The organism is Variovorax paradoxus EPS (assembly GCF_000184745.1).
GTDB classification, from domain to species: domain Bacteria; phylum Pseudomonadota; class Gammaproteobacteria; order Burkholderiales; family Burkholderiaceae_C; genus Variovorax; species Variovorax paradoxus_C.
Map to the genome: position 1 here is coordinate 2,267,788 of NC_014931.1, position 14,379 is coordinate 2,282,166.

General features: G+C 65.6%; 17 protein-coding genes. 9 read left to right on the plus strand and 8 right to left on the minus strand.

Features of this window, described 5'->3' with window-relative positions; translation table 11 throughout:
* Positions 1-2 precede the first annotated feature (2 nt).
* The 4 genes from priB to dnaB all read left to right on the plus strand — a co-directional run bounded on the left by priB (position 3) and on the right by dnaB (position 2,671).
* Positions 3-317, plus strand: coding sequence for a primosomal replication protein N (gene priB / locus VARPA_RS10435; RefSeq protein WP_013540524.1), 315 nt, complete (start codon positions 3-5; stop codon positions 315-317).
* 21 nt (positions 318-338) lie between these two features.
* The gene (rpsR, locus tag VARPA_RS10440; protein WP_007830781.1) at positions 339-620 is read left to right on the plus strand and encodes a 30S ribosomal protein S18; all 282 of its coding nucleotides are present in this window, start codon (positions 339-341) and stop codon (positions 618-620) included.
* Between the two features lie 12 nt (positions 621-632).
* Positions 633-1,085 carry a 50S ribosomal protein L9 gene (gene rplI, locus VARPA_RS10445; protein ID WP_013540525.1) on the plus strand — a complete coding sequence of 151 codons (453 nt, stop codon included), beginning with the start codon at positions 633-635 and terminating at the stop codon, positions 1,083-1,085.
* 179 nt (positions 1,086-1,264) lie between these two features.
* Entirely contained in the window at positions 1,265-2,671 is a 1,407-nt protein-coding gene (gene dnaB, locus VARPA_RS10450) for a replicative DNA helicase (protein WP_013540526.1), read from the plus strand.
* A 6-nt stretch (positions 2,672-2,677) separates the two neighbouring features.
* Here the strand turns inward: dnaB and VARPA_RS10455 are convergent, their stop codons facing one another.
* From VARPA_RS10455 to VARPA_RS10490, 8 genes are all read right to left on the minus strand, one after another.
* On the minus strand, positions 2,678-3,427 hold the full coding sequence (locus tag VARPA_RS10455; RefSeq protein ID WP_013540527.1) for a helix-turn-helix transcriptional regulator: 750 nt from the start codon (positions 3,425-3,427) through the stop codon (positions 2,678-2,680).
* Positions 3,427-3,885 (minus strand): MGMT family protein, encoded by a 459-nt coding sequence (locus VARPA_RS10460; protein ID WP_041942850.1) that lies wholly within the window; start codon positions 3,883-3,885, stop codon positions 3,427-3,429. The genes VARPA_RS10455 and VARPA_RS10460 overlap by 1 nt, the downstream gene beginning before the upstream one ends.
* Positions 3,882-4,331, minus strand: coding sequence for a GyrI-like domain-containing protein (locus VARPA_RS10465; protein WP_013540529.1), 450 nt, complete (start codon positions 4,329-4,331; stop codon positions 3,882-3,884). The genes VARPA_RS10460 and VARPA_RS10465 overlap by 4 nt, the downstream gene beginning before the upstream one ends.
* 45 nt (positions 4,332-4,376) lie before the next feature.
* On the minus strand, positions 4,377-4,826 hold the full coding sequence (locus tag VARPA_RS10470) for an EVE domain-containing protein (RefSeq protein WP_013540530.1): 450 nt from the start codon (positions 4,824-4,826) through the stop codon (positions 4,377-4,379).
* A 6-nt stretch (positions 4,827-4,832) separates the two neighbouring features.
* The gene (locus tag VARPA_RS10475; RefSeq protein ID WP_013540531.1) at positions 4,833-5,204 is read right to left on the minus strand and encodes a VOC family protein; all 372 of its coding nucleotides are present in this window, start codon (positions 5,202-5,204) and stop codon (positions 4,833-4,835) included.
* A gap of 154 nt (positions 5,205-5,358) precedes the next feature.
* Positions 5,359-7,146: a PhoH family protein gene (locus VARPA_RS10480; protein WP_013540532.1), complete on the minus strand. Its 1,788-nt coding sequence runs from the start codon at positions 7,144-7,146 to the stop codon at positions 5,359-5,361.
* A gap of 217 nt (positions 7,147-7,363) precedes the next feature.
* Entirely contained in the window at positions 7,364-7,840 is a 477-nt protein-coding gene (locus tag VARPA_RS10485; protein WP_007830801.1) for a peroxiredoxin, read from the minus strand.
* Positions 7,841-7,975: 135 nt separating this feature from the next.
* The gene (locus tag VARPA_RS10490) at positions 7,976-8,359 is read right to left on the minus strand and encodes an Mth938-like domain-containing protein (RefSeq protein WP_013540533.1); all 384 of its coding nucleotides are present in this window, start codon (positions 8,357-8,359) and stop codon (positions 7,976-7,978) included.
* 99 nt (positions 8,360-8,458) lie between these two features.
* On the opposite strand from VARPA_RS10490, the gene VARPA_RS10495 reads away from it, so the two are divergent.
* The 5 genes from VARPA_RS10495 (at position 8,459) to glp (ending at position 14,377) form a co-directional block, all read left to right on the plus strand.
* On the plus strand, positions 8,459-9,691 hold the full coding sequence (locus VARPA_RS10495) for a pyridoxal phosphate-dependent aminotransferase (RefSeq protein WP_013540534.1): 1,233 nt from the start codon (positions 8,459-8,461) through the stop codon (positions 9,689-9,691).
* A gap of 93 nt (positions 9,692-9,784) precedes the next feature.
* Entirely contained in the window at positions 9,785-11,119 is a 1,335-nt protein-coding gene (locus VARPA_RS10500) for a homoserine dehydrogenase (protein WP_013540535.1), read from the plus strand.
* On the plus strand, positions 11,116-12,531 hold the full coding sequence (gene thrC, locus VARPA_RS10505) for a threonine synthase (protein WP_013540536.1): 1,416 nt from the start codon (positions 11,116-11,118) through the stop codon (positions 12,529-12,531). The genes VARPA_RS10500 and thrC overlap by 4 nt, the downstream gene beginning before the upstream one ends.
* An 18-nt stretch (positions 12,532-12,549) precedes the next feature.
* On the plus strand, positions 12,550-13,095 hold the full coding sequence (mobB, locus tag VARPA_RS10510; RefSeq protein WP_013540537.1) for a molybdopterin-guanine dinucleotide biosynthesis protein B: 546 nt from the start codon (positions 12,550-12,552) through the stop codon (positions 13,093-13,095).
* Positions 13,088-14,377, plus strand: coding sequence for a gephyrin-like molybdotransferase Glp (gene glp, locus VARPA_RS10515; RefSeq protein ID WP_013540538.1), 1,290 nt, complete (start codon positions 13,088-13,090; stop codon positions 14,375-14,377). Before mobB ends, glp begins: the two co-directional genes overlap by 8 nt.
* Positions 14,378-14,379 lie beyond the last annotated feature (2 nt).

Below are 14,379 nucleotides of genomic sequence, written 5' to 3' on the forward strand. Positions count from 1 at the left end.
GCGTGACTGCTGCCGCTCTGGCGACCGGTGTCAATCAGCTGCTGCTGACCGCCTCGGTTGCCGAACTCGGAGCCTTGCGATACACGCCAGCCGGCCTGCCCGCCATCGACCTTCGACTCGAACACGAGTCCACCCTCGATGAGGCAGGCAAACCCCGGCAGGTGAAGACGGCGCTCAAGGCCGTTGCCTTCGGCGCCATCGCCGAGCGGCTCGCAAGACAGTCGATGGGAAGTCTCTGGCGTTTTCAGGGGTTTCTCGCGACACCGGGCAACGGCAAGCATCCGGTCCTGCACATCCAGGATTTTCAGCAAGATTAATTTTCGACAAGAGGTCCCCAAATGGCCACGTTCAAGAAATTCAACAAAGACAAGCGCCCGAAGCGCAACACCCAGTCGCTGCTGTTCAAGCGCAAGCGCTTCTGCCGTTTCACCGTCGCTGGCGTCGAGGAAATCGACTACAAGGACATCGACACGCTGCGTGACTTCATCAGCGAAAACGGCAAGATCATCCCCGCACGCCTGACCGGCACGCGCGCGATCTACCAGCGCCAGCTCAACACCGCCATCAAGCGTGCGCGCTTCCTGGCCATGGTCCCGTACAGCGACCAACACCGCGTCTAAGGAGCCGACACCATGCAAGTCATTCTTCTGGACAAGGTCGTCAACCTCGGCACCCTCGGCGAAATCGTCAAGGTCAAGGACGGTTACGCACGGAACTTCCTGATCCCGTCGGGCCGCGCTCGCCGCGCCACCGCTGCCAACAAGGCCGAATTCGAAGCCAAGCGCGTCGAACTCGAAAAGGCTGCGGCCGCCAAGCTGGCCGAAATGCAAGCACAAGGCGAAAAGCTCGGCGGCACGACCGTCAAGCTGACGCAAAAGGCTGGCGTTGACGGTCGCCTGTTCGGCTCGGTCACCAACGGCGACATCGCCGAAGAACTGGGCAAGCAAGGCTACAAGGTTGCCAAGTCGCAAGTGCGCCTGCCCAACGGCCCGATCAAGGTCGTCGGCGACAGCACGGTGGCCGTTGCGCTGCACACCGACGTGGTCGTCGAGATCACCGTCACGGTCTACGGCGAAACCGCCTGATCGTTCGCGGCGCTTCGTGCGCTACCGCAAAAGCCGCCTTCGGGCGGCTTTTCTTTTGGCGTCTCCGTGCCGCTGGAGTTTTCCAGCGCGCTGCACTGGAAGATCACCGTTTATCAACAACCTTGTCCACAAGCGCAGCGCCACGTGCGGCTTAGCATGCAGGGTTGCAAGGGAAGTCCATGTCCGCCGTTTTCTCCTACTCCGACGGTAATCCGTCGGCCGACCGCCAGATCGCCCAACTGCGCATTCCGCCTCACTCCATCGAGGCCGAATCGAGCGTGCTCGGCGGCCTGCTGCTCGACAACGGCGCCTGGGACCGCATGGGCGACCTGCTGGTCGACGACGACTTCTACCGCCATGAGCACAAGCTGATCTACGCCGCCATCGGCGGACTGATCAATGCCAGCAAGGCGGCCGACGTCATCACCGTCTTCGAGCGGTTGCAGAGCCTGGGCAAGGCCGACGATATCGGCGGGCTGGTCTACCTGAACTCGCTCGCGCAGTACGTGCCGAGCGCGAGCAACATCCGGCGCTATGCGGAGATCGTGCGCGAGCGCTCGATCCTGCGAAAGCTCGTCTCGGCCAGCGACGAGATCGCGACCAACGCCTTCAACCCGCAGGGCAAGCCGGTCGACAAGATCCTGGACGAAGCCGAGCAGAAGATCTTCAACATCGGCGAAGAAGGCTCGCGGATGAAGCAGGGCTTCCAGAGCATGGATGCCCTGGTGGTCGAGCTGCTCGACCGCGTGACCGAAATGGCCGAGAACCCGAACGACATCACGGGCGTTCGCACCGGCTTTCACGACTTCGACAAGATGACGTCGGGCCTGCAGCCCGGCGACATGATCGTGCTGGCCGCGCGTCCCTCGATGGGCAAGACCTCGCTGGCGATCAACATCGCCGAGCACGTGGCGCTCAACGAAGGGCTGCCCGTTGCCGTGTTCTCGATGGAAATGGGCGCGTCCCAGTTGGCGGTGCGTATCGTCGGTTCGATCGGCCGCATCGACCAGGGGCACCTGCGCACCGGCAAGCTCAGCGACGAAGAGTGGCCGCGCCTGACCGAAGCCATCGAAAAGCTGCGCACCGTGTCGCTGCACATCGACGAGACGCCGGGTCTCTCGACCAGCGAACTGCGCGCCAATGCGCGCCGGCTTGCGCGCCAGTACGGGCGCCTGGGCCTGATCGTGGTCGACTACCTGCAGCTCATGTCGACCAGCTCGAGCGGCGACGAGAACCGCGCCACGGCTGTGGGCGAAATCTCGCGCGGCCTGAAGATGCTCGCCAAGGAGCTCAAGTGCCCGGTGATCGCGCTCTCGCAGCTCAGCCGCGGCGTGGAAAGCCGCACCGACAAGCGCCCGATGATGAGCGACTTGCGCGAGTCCGGCGCCATCGAGCAGGACGCGGACATCATCATGTTCATCTACCGCGACGACTATTACGACAAGAACAGCAAGGAGCCGGGCGTGGCCGAGGTGATCATCAGCAAGCACCGGAACGGCCCGACGGGCACGATCAAGCTGGCCTTCCTGAAGCCGATCACCAAGTTCGAGAACCTGGAAGGCTACAGCCACAGCGACCAGTACTGACGCGAGTCAAAGAACCAACGGACCTTGTTGGGCCTTCGACGGCCATGTCTGTGGTTCAGGCGTCGTCGTCTCCACTTGCCGGGCCTTCACCTGGCGCAACAGATCGGCCAGCGTTTTGCCAGGTTCATCGCGGAATCGATCGGGCAGCACCTCGACCGCGTCCATGCGGTCGACGCGGAAGCCGCGAAAGTCGTTGCGCAGCTCGCACCAGGTCGAGAGCGTCCAGACCTTTCCCCAGTAGAAGCAGCCGAGCGGCCGCACCGTGCGCTCGCTGGCATCGCCCGATACGTCGCGGTAGTTCAGGCGCAGCTTCTGGCGCGCCTGCACGGCCTCCCGCAAGGCCTGCAGCCGGGCGCCCATGACGTCGTCCAGACCCAGCGCGGGAGCATAGAGCGCCAGCGCTTCCGCCGAAACGCGCGCGGCCGGCGGCAGAACCGAGAGGATCTTGCCCAGCCCCGACTCGATGTCGCGCGCCAGCGCCGGATCGACCCAGCTCTGCGCGAGCCGCGCCGCCGCCACGAGCGCCGAGGCTTCGTCCTGCGTGAACATCAGCGGCGGCAACTCGAAGCCCATGCCCAGCCGGTAGCCCACGCCGGCTTCGCCTTCGATCGGCACGCCCTGGTGCTGCAGGTCGGCCACGTCGCGGTAGACCGTGCGCTCCGACACCTCCAGGCGCTGCGCGAGAAACGCGGCCGTGGTGAGCCGGCGCCCACGGATGAGCTGCACGAGCTGGAAGAGGCGGTCGGCGCGGCGCATCAGCGCGTTCCGGAGAGCTTCTTGGCGAAGTCCTCGACGAAGTAGCGCTTGCCGCGCTGTACGACCGTGTGGCCTTCGGCTTCGAGCCTGGCCATCTGCGCCTCGATGCCGCCGGGGTACTTGGGGTTGAGTTCGCCGCCGATCTTGAGGGTGCGCCAGTAGGGCGTTCGCTCCTGGGCCTCTTCGGTGGCGTGCGCGACCATGTGCGCAAAGATCGCCGTTGTCACGGTACAGCCGATGGTGGCGTGGTGGCGCACCGCGATGTCCTCGCCAATGCCGAGCACGGTCGCGAGCCGGCCTTCGGGCACGCCGCGCATCGCCTCCTCGACCTCGCGCGGGGAGGGTGTGGCGATGGTGCCCTCGCCGTGGCGCTTGCGCATGGGCGGAGGGATCTCCTTGACGTTCGGCAGGTGAGGGTAGCTGGAGAGCCTGTCGCGCCAGCTCTTCTTCATGCTCATGCAACTCCGATATGGATCGCCACCTTGTCGGGCCCCTCGTAGGCTTCGAAATCGCTGCGGTAGCGGCGCGCGATTTCCGGGTGCGCCTCGAAATACTGCCAGATGCGTTGCCAGGTGGCGATCACCATCTGCGGCATCTCGCCCTGACCGGTGAAGACGAGGTAGTCGCCGGCTTCGATCTCCACGCTGTCCGCGCCGTCCGAGACAGCCACGCCGACAGTGATGTCAAAGGGACCATGGGCATCGGCCTCGTAGGCGGAGTAGATGCCGAAGATGCGCGTGTCGCCCGTGCGGCGGGACGTCGATTCATAGGTTTGCTCGCCGAAGAAGCGGCCCCACAGCGCGCCGATGCGGGCTGTGGCGGGATCGTTCTCTTCGCGATTGGTCGTGCGGGCCGTGAGGCCGGCGACACGGAAGGCGTCGTGGTGTTGGCGGGCGGGTTCCATGGATTCTTCTCCTGCGTCTGCGATGTTCTGTCTAGGCGATGCCGCTCAAAGGGCGAGCATTTTCAGGTCGGCCTTCATGGTCCGGGCGATCAGCGCCATGTCGGCGTCGGTCACGTCGAACATGCCGAAGCGGAACTTGTAGCCCCACTGCTTGGGCGTCTCGATGAAGGCGAGGTGCTCGATCAGCGGCGCAATGGGCGCCTCGTGCGAGGCCGCATAGCTCACGTCGCGGCGCCACGGGATGAAGCCGCCGCCCATGTCGAATTCGTACGGCTCGCCAGGCAGCACGATGCCGATCGAGACGAAGCTCTGCAGCTTGTCCGTGCCACCGAACACCGTCGCCGGCGAATAGTAGGCCACGCGGTCGCCCGCAGCGATGCGCTTGAGCGGGCCCAGCTTGCCGTGGCCGACCTGCATGAAGCCGAGCGGCCGGTGGTCGCGCCCGCGCCGCGCATGCTCGGCGCTGGCGACTGCAATCCAGTTGCGCTGTGCCATGGCGGTTCAGGCGAGGGCGTGAAGGCCGACTTCGTTGCCTTCGGTGTCACGCAGGTGGGCGATGAAGCCCATGCCCGGCGGCAGCGCGGACTTGGGGGCCACGATCTGTCCGCCGGCCGCCTCGACGCGCGAGAGCACGGCGTCGATGCTGGGCATGCAGTCCAGGTAGATGCGGATGCTGCTGCCTGCGCGAGCGGCGGCACTTGCGCCGGATTGCAATGCGCCGCCAACGCCAGGTGCGTCATACGGAAAGATCGCCAGCGCCCCGCCGCCGAGACTTTCGCGGCGCAGCTTGCGCGCCAGCACGGTTTCATAGAAGGCCTGGGCGCGGTCCAGGTCGCTGACAGGAATCTCGAACCAGGTGATTGCGTTCTGCATGAGGAGCTCTCTTTTTGTTTCGTTGGAAGGAGCCTCGATGGTGCGAGCCGCCTCCTGACAACGTCTTGTCAGGAGCCTGTCATGGCGGGCGAAAAAAAGCCCGCGATGCCCTTTGGGGGCATGCGCGGGCTCGATGGCCGCGAGTCGCGGCTTTTTAGAGCACGTCGCTCGCGAAGTCGGCTAGGCGCGAGCGTTCACCGCGCGCGAGCGTGATGTGCCCGCCGTGCGGCCAGCCCTTGAACTTGTCGACCGCGAAGGTCAGGCCCGAGGAGCCTTCCGTGAGGTACGGCGTATCGATCTGCGCGAGGTTGCCCATGCAGATGATCTTGGTGCCCGGGCCCGCGCGGGTGATCAGCGTCTTCATCTGCTTGGGCGTCAGGTTCTGCGCCTCGTCGATGATCACGTACTTGTTCAGGAAGGTGCGTCCGCGCATGAAGTTCATGCTCTTGACCTTGATGCGGCTGCGGATCAGCTCGTTGGTGGCCGCGCGGCCCCACTCGCCGGCCCCGCCGCCATCGCCCTTGGCCAGGAACTCGAGGTTGTCGTCGAGTGCGCCCATCCACGGGCCCATCTTTTCTTCCTCGGTGCCGGGCAGGAAGCCGATGTCCTCGCCCACGCTCACCGTGGCGCGGGTCATGATGATCTCGGTGTAGCGGCGGTCGTCCAGCACCTGCGTGAGGCCCGAGGCCAGCGCCATCAGGGTCTTGCCGGTGCCGGCGGTGCCGGTCAGCGTGACGAAGTCGATCTCGGGGTCCATCAGCAGGTTCATCGCGAAGTTCTGCTCGCGGTTGCGCGTGTTCACGCCCCACACCGCGTTCTTGCCCGAGCTGTAGTCCTTGAGCGTCTTGAGCACCGCGGTCTTGTCGCGGATTTCGGTGACGCGCGCGTACATGCTCGGCTCGCCCGGCGCCTCGAAGAAGACGAACTGGTTGATGTACAGGTTGGGCACGATCGGACCGCTGATCCGGTAGAAGGTGTTGCTGCCGCTCTGCCAGCTTTCGACGGTCTTGCTCTGGCGGGTCCAGAAGTCGGGCGGGAGAGCCAGCGAACCCGCGTAGAGCAGGTCGCCGTCTTCCAGCGTCTTGTCGTTCTGGTAATCGTCGGCGGCCAGGCCCAGGGCGCGCGCCTTGACGCGCATGTTGATGTCTTTCGACACCAGCACCACTTCCTGCTTCGGCTTGCCGGGACGGTCCTTGGCGTATTCGTCGCGCAGTGCGTGCACGACGCCCAAAATTTGGTTGTCGGCCTTGCCTTGGGGCAGGCTGATCGGCAGCGAGTAGTCGAGCGGGGCGGTCTGGAAGAACAGCCGGCCGCCGGCCTCGCGATGGCCGGTGGTGTCGAGCTTCAGGCCCTTGTCGATGTCGGCGTCCTGCGCGCCGGCCAGCGCATCGAGCGTGCGGCTGGTCTGGCGGCCGTTGCGGGCGACTTCGGTGGTGCCCTTCTTGTGACCATCGAGCTCTTCCAGCACGATCATCGGCAGGAAGATGTCGTGCTCCTCGAAGCGAAACAGGCACATGGGGTCGTGCAACAGCACGTTCGTGTCGAGCACGAACAGCTTGGCCGGACCGGTGGATTTGCTGCGCTTGGGGCGCGCGGGGGCCTGAGGCGCGGCCGCCGCGGGAGCGGGGGCGTAGGTCGGGGCTGGCGCTGTAGGGACCCGGGTCTCGACCTGGATGGCGGCGGGTTGCTGCGGAGCCGGGGCGGATGCAGGCGCCGGCCGGGACTTGGCCCGGCGCGACGGACGCGCGGCTTCGCCGCCACCTGCTGCCTCGGAACTCAGGTTATCGAACAACTCCAGCGGCTGCGGTCCGTTCGAGGTCGTTTCATCAGCGCGCTGGTCGCCGGAGCGGCGCGACCCCCTGTGCGAGGACCGGGCGGGCGCGTCGATCGCGTCCGGCGAGAGCAATGCGGCGCGTTTCGTGGGGGCGGGAGGCAATGGCATGTGTGGGGTCGCTCGCAGGAAAGTGGAAACCAAGAAACGAAAAAGCCGCCTGAAGACCAAGGCGGCTTTGTTCGGGGGATGCGGTCGTGGAGCTCAACGGCATGAGGCCATTATGCACACCGCAGATGACGCGCCAGAGGCTCTTTGCGGCTTTTACGTACTGCGTTGGGCATTCCCCACGCAATCCATCAAAGCAACTCCTCGTCGTCTTGCGGCGTCAGGCGGCCTTCTTGAGCGCCTTGACTGCCTTGAGCACGTCGTCGACGTGGCCCGGAACCTTCAGGCCGCGCCATTCGGCCTTCAGGATGCCGTCAGCGCCGATCAGGAAGGTGCTGCGTTCGATGCCCTTGACCTTCTTGCCGTACATGATCTTGTTCTTGACCACGCCGAACATGTGGCACATCTTCTCTTCGGTGTCGGCGATGAGTTCAAAGGGAAGCTCGAGCTTGGCCTTGAATTCGTCGTGCGACTTCATGTTGTCACGGGAAACGCCGAAAACGGTGGCGCCGGCCTTCTCGAAATCCTTGTAGCGGTCGCGGAATTGCATCGCTTCGGTCGTGCAGCCCGGAGTGTTATCTTTCGGGTAGAAATACATGACCAGCACGTGGCCGAGATGCGAGGTATTCGAGACCTTGAGGCCGCCCGTGGCGTTGGCGTCGAATTCAGGAATGGGTTTGTTGACAACGATCGCCATGAAACTTGTTTTCTCCGTTAGATTCCATGGATCGAGTTCTTCGGGGCAGACTCGATGCACGGAGGATTGGTCGTTGCTAACTTTGGGGTAGCTGGCCTGTTCGCAACCCGCTATTTTACCCCGAAAATACCCCTCTCAGTCAGCCGACGGGCTCTCGATCAGCAGGGCGGCAATCACATGCCGGCCTTCGCCAGCCAGGATGTTGTAGGTCCGGCAGGCCGCCGGGGTGTCCATGGTCTCGACGCCGGTGCGCCGCGCCATCAGGGGTTGGAGCCAGGCAGGCTGCGGAAAGCGGATGCGGGTTCCGCTGCCGAAAATGATCAATTCGGCCCCGAGCTCGGCAAGCTGCGCGAAGTGTTCCGGGCCGAGTTCGTCGAAACGGGTGCAATTCCATTCGAAACGCTCCCCGCGGGAGCCGACCACCACGCTGCCCTCGACCTTTTCGTTGTTGATCGCGACCCAGCCGGGGCCGTGTGCGGTGAGGGACTGGGCGTCTGATTTGTCGGGCTGGAGCTTCATCTGGTCACTGTGAACTGTGGTCAAATTATAGGTTTTCCCCAGTGACACGAGGCCTGCAGGGGCCTTTGATCCTCGCGTAAACCCGCCCGGGAGGGCCCTTTGAAGCAGCTCAAGAAATCGGCCAAGCTGGCCAACGTTCTCTACGACATCCGTGGTCCCATCATGGACGCGGCCAAGCAGATGGAGGACGACGGCCAGAAGATCATCAAGCTCAATATCGGCAATCTCGCCGTGTTCGGCTTCGATGCGCCCGAGGAGATTCAGCAGGACATGATTCGCAACCTGCCGAATTCGGCAGGCTATTCGGACAGCAAGGGCGTCTTCGCCGCGCGCAAGGCGGTGATGCACGAGACCCAGAAGCAGGGCATTGCCGGCGTCACGCTGGACGATATCTACCTGGGCAACGGTGCCAGCGAACTCATCGCGATGTCCACGAACGCGCTGCTCGACGACGGCGACGAGCTGCTCCTGCCGGCCCCCGACTACCCCCTGTGGACTGCCTCCACCAGCCTCTCGGGCGGCACCCCGGTGCATTACCTCTGCGACGAGGCCAATGGCTGGATGCCCAACCTGGCCGATATCCGCGCCAAGATCACGCCCCGCACCAAGGGCATCGTGGTCATCAACCCGAACAACCCGACCGGCGCGCTCTATTCCGACGATCTGCTCAAGAGCATCGTCGCCATCGCCCGCGAACACGGCCTCGTGATCTTTGCCGACGAGGTCTACGACAAGGTGCTGTACGACGGCGTGAAGCACACCGCCATCGCCAGCCTGTCGACCGACGTGCTCACGCTCACCTTCAACTCGCTCTCCAAGAGCTACCGCTCGTGCGGCTACCGCGCCGGCTGGGTCGTGGTCTCGGGCGACAAGCGCGCCGCGCAGGACTACATCGAGGGCCTGAACATGCTCTCGAACATGCGCCTGTGCGCCAACGTGCCGGGTCAGTGGGCCATCCAGACCGCGCTGGGCGGCTATCAGAGCATCAACGACCTGGTCTGCGACGGCGGGCGCTTGCGCCGCCAGCGCGACCTCGCCTACGAACTGATCACCGCCATTCCGGGCGTGACCTGCGTCAAGCCCAGCGCCGCGCTCTACATGTTTCCGAGGCTCGACCCCGAGGTCTACCCGATCACCGACGACCGCCAGTTCTTCCTCGAGCTGTTGAAGGAAACCCGCGTGATGCTGGTGCAGGGCACCGGCTTCAACTGGGCCACTCCGGACCATTTCCGCATCGTGTTCCTGCCCCATGAAGACGACCTGCGCGAGGCCATCAACCGCATCGCGAAGTTCCTGGAGCAGTACCGACTGCGCCGCAAGACGGCATCCTGAAATCTGCCGGTCACGGCGTGTGCCGTGGCCTTGGCGGCGACACCTGAAGCCTGCCTCCTCCAAATCACCAACGCCATGAGCGCGACTTTCCCAATGAAACCCATCCAAGTAGGCCTCCTCGGCGCAGGCACGGTCGGCAGCGGCACCTTCAAGGTGCTCCAGCGCAACCAGGAAGAAATCAAGCGCCGCGCCGGCCGCGGCATCGAGATCACCATGGTGGCCGACCTGGACACCGCCCGCGCCCGCAACGTGGCTGGCGAAGGGGCCGGCGAAGGCGTCAAGGTGGTGGCCGATGCGCGCGAGATCATTGCCAACCCCGACATCGACATCGTCATCGAGCTGATCGGCGGCTACGGCGTCGCGAAGCAACTGGTGCTCGAAGCCATTGCAGCCGGCAAGCACGTGGTCACCGCCAACAAGGCGCTGCTCGCGGTGCACGGCACCGAGATCTTCGCGGCTGCGCACGCCAAGGGCGTGATGGTGGCTTTCGAAGCGGCTGTTGCCGGCGGCATCCCGATCATCAAGGCGCTGCGCGAAGGCCTCACGGCCAACAGCATCCAGTGGCTGGCCGGCATCATCAACGGCACCACGAACTTCATCCTCTCCGAGATGCGCGACAAGGGCCTGGACTTCGCCACCGTGCTGAAGGAAGCCCAGCGCCTCGGCTACGCCGAAGCCGACCCGACCTTCGACATCGAAGGCGTCGACGCCGGCCACAAGGTCACGCTGATGAGCGCCATCGCCTTCGGCATCCCGGTGCAGTTCGACAAGGCGCACATCGAGGGCATCACCAAGCTCGCCGCGCAGGACATCAAGTACGCCGAGCAGCTCGGCTACCGCATCAAGCTCCTGGGCATCACCAAGCGCACGGCCAAGGGCATCGAGCTGCGCGTGCACCCGTCGCTGGTGCCGTCCAAGCGCCTGCTGGCGAACGTCGAAGGCGCGATGAACGCGGTTGTCGTGCACGGCGACGCCGTCGGCACCACGCTCTACTACGGCAAGGGCGCCGGCAGCGAGCCGACCGCGAGCGCCGTGATCGCCGACCTGGTCGACATCACCCGCCTGCACACGGCCGATGCCGCGCACCGAGTGCCGCACCTGGCCTTCCATCCCGACGCGATGAGCGACCTCAAGGTGCTGCCGATGGCCGAGGTGGTCACCAGCTATTACCTGCGCCTGCGCGTGGCCGACCAAGCCGGCGTGCTCGCCAAGGTGACGGGCCTGTTGGCCACCGCCGGCATCAGCATCGACGCCGTGCTGCAGCGCGAAGCCGACGAGGTGGGCGGCGAGGGCTCCACGCAAACCGACCTCATCATCCTCACGCACGACGCGCGCGAAGGCACCGTCGACGGCGTGCTGGCCGAGCTGCAGGCGCTGCCTACCGTGCTCGAACCCATCGTGCGCATCCGCAAGGAAGAGTTGAAGTGAACTACCTGAGCACCCGCGGCCACCCGGACCGCAAGCGCTTCTGCGAAATCCTCCTCGAAGGCCTCGCGCCCGATGGCGGCCTGTACCTGCCGGAAACCTACCCGCAGGTCGATGCCGCCACGCTCGCCAGATGGCGCGAACTGCCGTACGCCGAGCTGGCCTTCGAGATCCTCTCGCTCTACATCGACGACATTCCCGCGGCCGACCTGAAGGCGATCTGCGCCAAGACCTACACCGCCGAGGTGTTCGGCACCGACGAGATCGTGCCGCTGCGCGAGCTCGAAGACGGCGTGTACATCGAAGCCCTGTCCAACGGCCCCACGCTGGCCTTCAAGGACATGGCGATGCAGCTCCTGGGCAACCTGTTCGAGTACGAACTGGCCCGCCGCGGCGCCGAACTCAACATCCTGGGCGCCACCAGCGGCGACACCGGCAGCGCGGCCGAGTACGCTATGCGCGGCAAGAAGGGCGTGCGCGTCTTCATGACCTCGCCGGACGGCCGCATGAGCCCGTTCCAGCAGGCGCAGATGTTCAGCCTGCAGGACGAGAACATCCACAACATCGCCATCACCGGCGTGTTCGACGACTGCCAGGACATCGTGAAGGCGGTGTCCAACGACCTGGGCTTCAAGCGCAAGTACCGCATCGGCACGGTCAATTCGATCAACTGGGCGCGGCTGCTGGCGCAGGTCGTCTACTACTTCGCGGGCTACTTCCAGGCCACGGCGAGTAACGACAAGCCGGTGAGCTTCACCGTGCCCTCGGGCAACTTCGGCAACGTCTGCGCGGGCCACGTGGCGCGCATGATGGGCCTGCCGATCCGGACGCTGGTGGTCGCCACCAACGAGAACGACGTGCTCGACGAATTCTTCCGCACCGGCATCTACCGCGTGCGCGGCGCGGCCGACACGCACGAGACCTCCAGCCCGTCGATGGACATCAGCAAGGCCAGCAACTTCGAGCGCTTCGTGTTCGACCTGGTGGGCCGCGATGCTGGCAAGCTGCGCAAGCTGTTCGTCGAAGACCTGGGCTTGGAAGGCCGCTTCGACCTAAGCGCCGATGCGGCGTTCAAGGATGCGGCCGGGCGCTTCGGTTTCGTGAGCAGCCGAAGCACGCATGCCGACCGCCTGGCCACCATCCGCGACACCGAGAAGCGCTTCGCCACATTGGTTGATCCGCACACAGCCGACGGTCTCAAAGCCGCGCGCGAATTCCTCGCGCCGGGCGTGCCGATGGTGGTGCTCGAGACGGCGCTGCCGATCAAGTTCGCGGCGACGATCGTCGAAGCGCTGGGCCACGAGCCCGACCGGCCCGCAAAGTTCGAGGGCATCGAAGCGCTGCCCAAGCGCGTGGTCAAGCTGCCGGCTGACGCCGAGGCCGTGAAGGCCTACATCGCGCAGAACTGTGACTGAGCGCGGTCGAGCCCGGGCATGAAGGTCGTCGGCTTCGCCGGTTACTCGGGCGCGGGCAAGACCACGCTGGTCGAAAAGCTGATTCCCGTGCTCAAGCGGTTCGGCCAGCGCGTCTCGGTGGTCAAGCACGCGCACCACAAGTTCGACATCGACCATCCGGGCAAGGACACATACCGCCACCGCGAGGCCGGCGCCTTCGAGGTGGTCGTCGCCTCCGACAAGCGCCTGGCGGTGATGCGCGAATTCGAAACGCCGGTCGAGCTCAGCGTGCACCAGTTGCTCGCCGAGGTGCATCCGGTTGCCGACTGGGTGCTGGTCGAGGGCTTTCGCCACGGCAACGTGCACAAGATCGAAGTCTGGCGCCAGCCCGGGGCGGGCGAGGCGCTGCGGCCCGTGCTTTATCCGGACGATCCCTTCGTCACCGCCATCGCGACCGACGCGCCGGACAGCTTGCCGGAGCCCACGGCCCGGCCGCTGTTCGACCTCAACGACGCCGAGGCCATCGCGCGGTGGCTCATCGCCAATGGCGAGCGCTTCGAGTACAACCCGGAACACCATGGCTGACACACCTCCCGTTCCGTTCTCCGCGTCCAACGCGCGGCCTCCGCTGATGCCGCTGGACGAGGCCATCGCGCAGTTGCTGGCCAAGGCCGCACCGAAGCTTCCCGAGGAGAGCGTCGTCACCTTCGACGCCGACGGCCGCGTGCTTGCGCAGGATCTCGTCTCGGGCCTCACCGTGCCGCCGCGCGACAACAGCGCGATGGACGGTTATGCGGTGCGCGCAGCCGATTGCGCCGAGCCCGGCACCGTGCTCCAGGTGACGCAGCGCATTCCCGCCGGCACCGTCGGCACGCCGCTCGCGGCCGGCACCGCGGCGCGCATCTTCACCGGCGCGCAGATTCCCGAGGGCGCCGACGCCGTCGTGATGCAGGAAGACACGACCGCCACGCCGCAGGAAGGCAGCCTGGGTTCGGTGCGCATCGCGATCGTTCCTGCGGCCGGCCAATGGGTGCGCCGCGCGGGCGAGGACGTGGCCTCCGGGGACGTCGTGCTGAAGAAGGGCGAACGCCTCACGCCCGCGGCGCTTGGCCTCGCCGCCAGCGTCGGCTTCCACAAGCTGCAGGTGACGCGCAAGCCGCGCGTGGCGATGCTCTCCACCGGCGACGAGCTGGTGATGCCCGGCGAGGTAGCGCCCGATGCGATGAAGCCCGGCGCGATCTACAACTCCAACCGCTTCTTCATGCGCGCCTTGCTGCACCGGCTGGGCTGCGAGGTGAACGACCTGGGCATCGTGCCGGACAACCGCGAGACCACCATCGCGGCACTTCGCGACGCGGCCGAGTCGAGCGACCTGATCATCACGACCGGCGGCGTTTCGGTCGGCGAAGAAGACCACATCCGCGCCGCGCTGCAGACGCTCGGCGAACTGCAGTTGTGGTCGTTGTCGATGAAGCCCGGCAAGCCCTTCGCCTATGGGTCCATTGCGCGCAGCAACGGACAGGGCGTGTGCCATGTCACGGGGCTGCCCGGCAATCCGGTGTCGAGCTTTCTCACCTTCCTGATGCTCGTGCGCCCGTTCCTGCTGACGTTGCAGGGCGCCGAGCGCGTGACACCCGAGGCCGTGCAGATGCGTGCCGATTTCGACTGGCTCCGCGCCGACAAGCGCCGCGAGTTCCTGCGCGCGCGGCGCAACGCCGCGGACGGGCTCGACCTGTTCGCCAACCAGAGCTCGGGCGTGCTGACCTCGATGGTCTGGGGCGACGGCGTGGTCGACAACCCCTCGGGCCAGACGATCAAGTCGGGCGACACCGTGAACTTCATTCCCTTCGCCTCGCTGCTTGCCTGAGA

Bases quoted from the DNA above. Each gene is read 5' to 3' on its own strand.
- rpsR (WP_007830781.1), top strand. From the start codon at position 339: ATGGCCACGTTCAAGAAATTCAACAAAGACAAGCGCCCGAAGCGCAAC.
- rplI (WP_013540525.1), top strand. From the start codon at position 633: ATGCAAGTCATTCTTCTGGACAAGGTCGTCAACCTCGGCACCCTCGGC.
- dnaB (WP_013540526.1), top strand. From the start codon at position 1,265: ATGTCCGCCGTTTTCTCCTACTCCGACGGTAATCCGTCGGCCGACCGC.
- VARPA_RS10455 (WP_013540527.1), bottom strand. From the start codon at position 3,427: ATGCGCCGCGCCGACCGCCTCTTCCAGCTCGTGCAGCTCATCCGTGGG.
- VARPA_RS10460 (WP_041942850.1), bottom strand. From the start codon at position 3,885: ATGAGCATGAAGAAGAGCTGGCGCGACAGGCTCTCCAGCTACCCTCAC.
- VARPA_RS10465 (WP_013540529.1), bottom strand. From the start codon at position 4,331: ATGGAACCCGCCCGCCAACACCACGACGCCTTCCGTGTCGCCGGCCTC.
- VARPA_RS10470 (WP_013540530.1), bottom strand. From the start codon at position 4,826: ATGGCACAGCGCAACTGGATTGCAGTCGCCAGCGCCGAGCATGCGCGG.
- VARPA_RS10475 (WP_013540531.1), bottom strand. From the start codon at position 5,204: ATGCAGAACGCAATCACCTGGTTCGAGATTCCTGTCAGCGACCTGGAC.
- VARPA_RS10480 (WP_013540532.1), bottom strand. From the start codon at position 7,146: ATGCCATTGCCTCCCGCCCCCACGAAACGCGCCGCATTGCTCTCGCCG.
- VARPA_RS10485 (WP_007830801.1), bottom strand. From the start codon at position 7,840: ATGGCGATCGTTGTCAACAAACCCATTCCTGAATTCGACGCCAACGCC.
- VARPA_RS10490 (WP_013540533.1), bottom strand. From the start codon at position 8,359: ATGAAGCTCCAGCCCGACAAATCAGACGCCCAGTCCCTCACCGCACAC.
- VARPA_RS10500 (WP_013540535.1), top strand. From the start codon at position 9,785: ATGAAACCCATCCAAGTAGGCCTCCTCGGCGCAGGCACGGTCGGCAGC.
- mobB (WP_013540537.1), top strand. From the start codon at position 12,550: ATGAAGGTCGTCGGCTTCGCCGGTTACTCGGGCGCGGGCAAGACCACG.
- glp (WP_013540538.1), top strand. From the start codon at position 13,088: ATGGCTGACACACCTCCCGTTCCGTTCTCCGCGTCCAACGCGCGGCCT.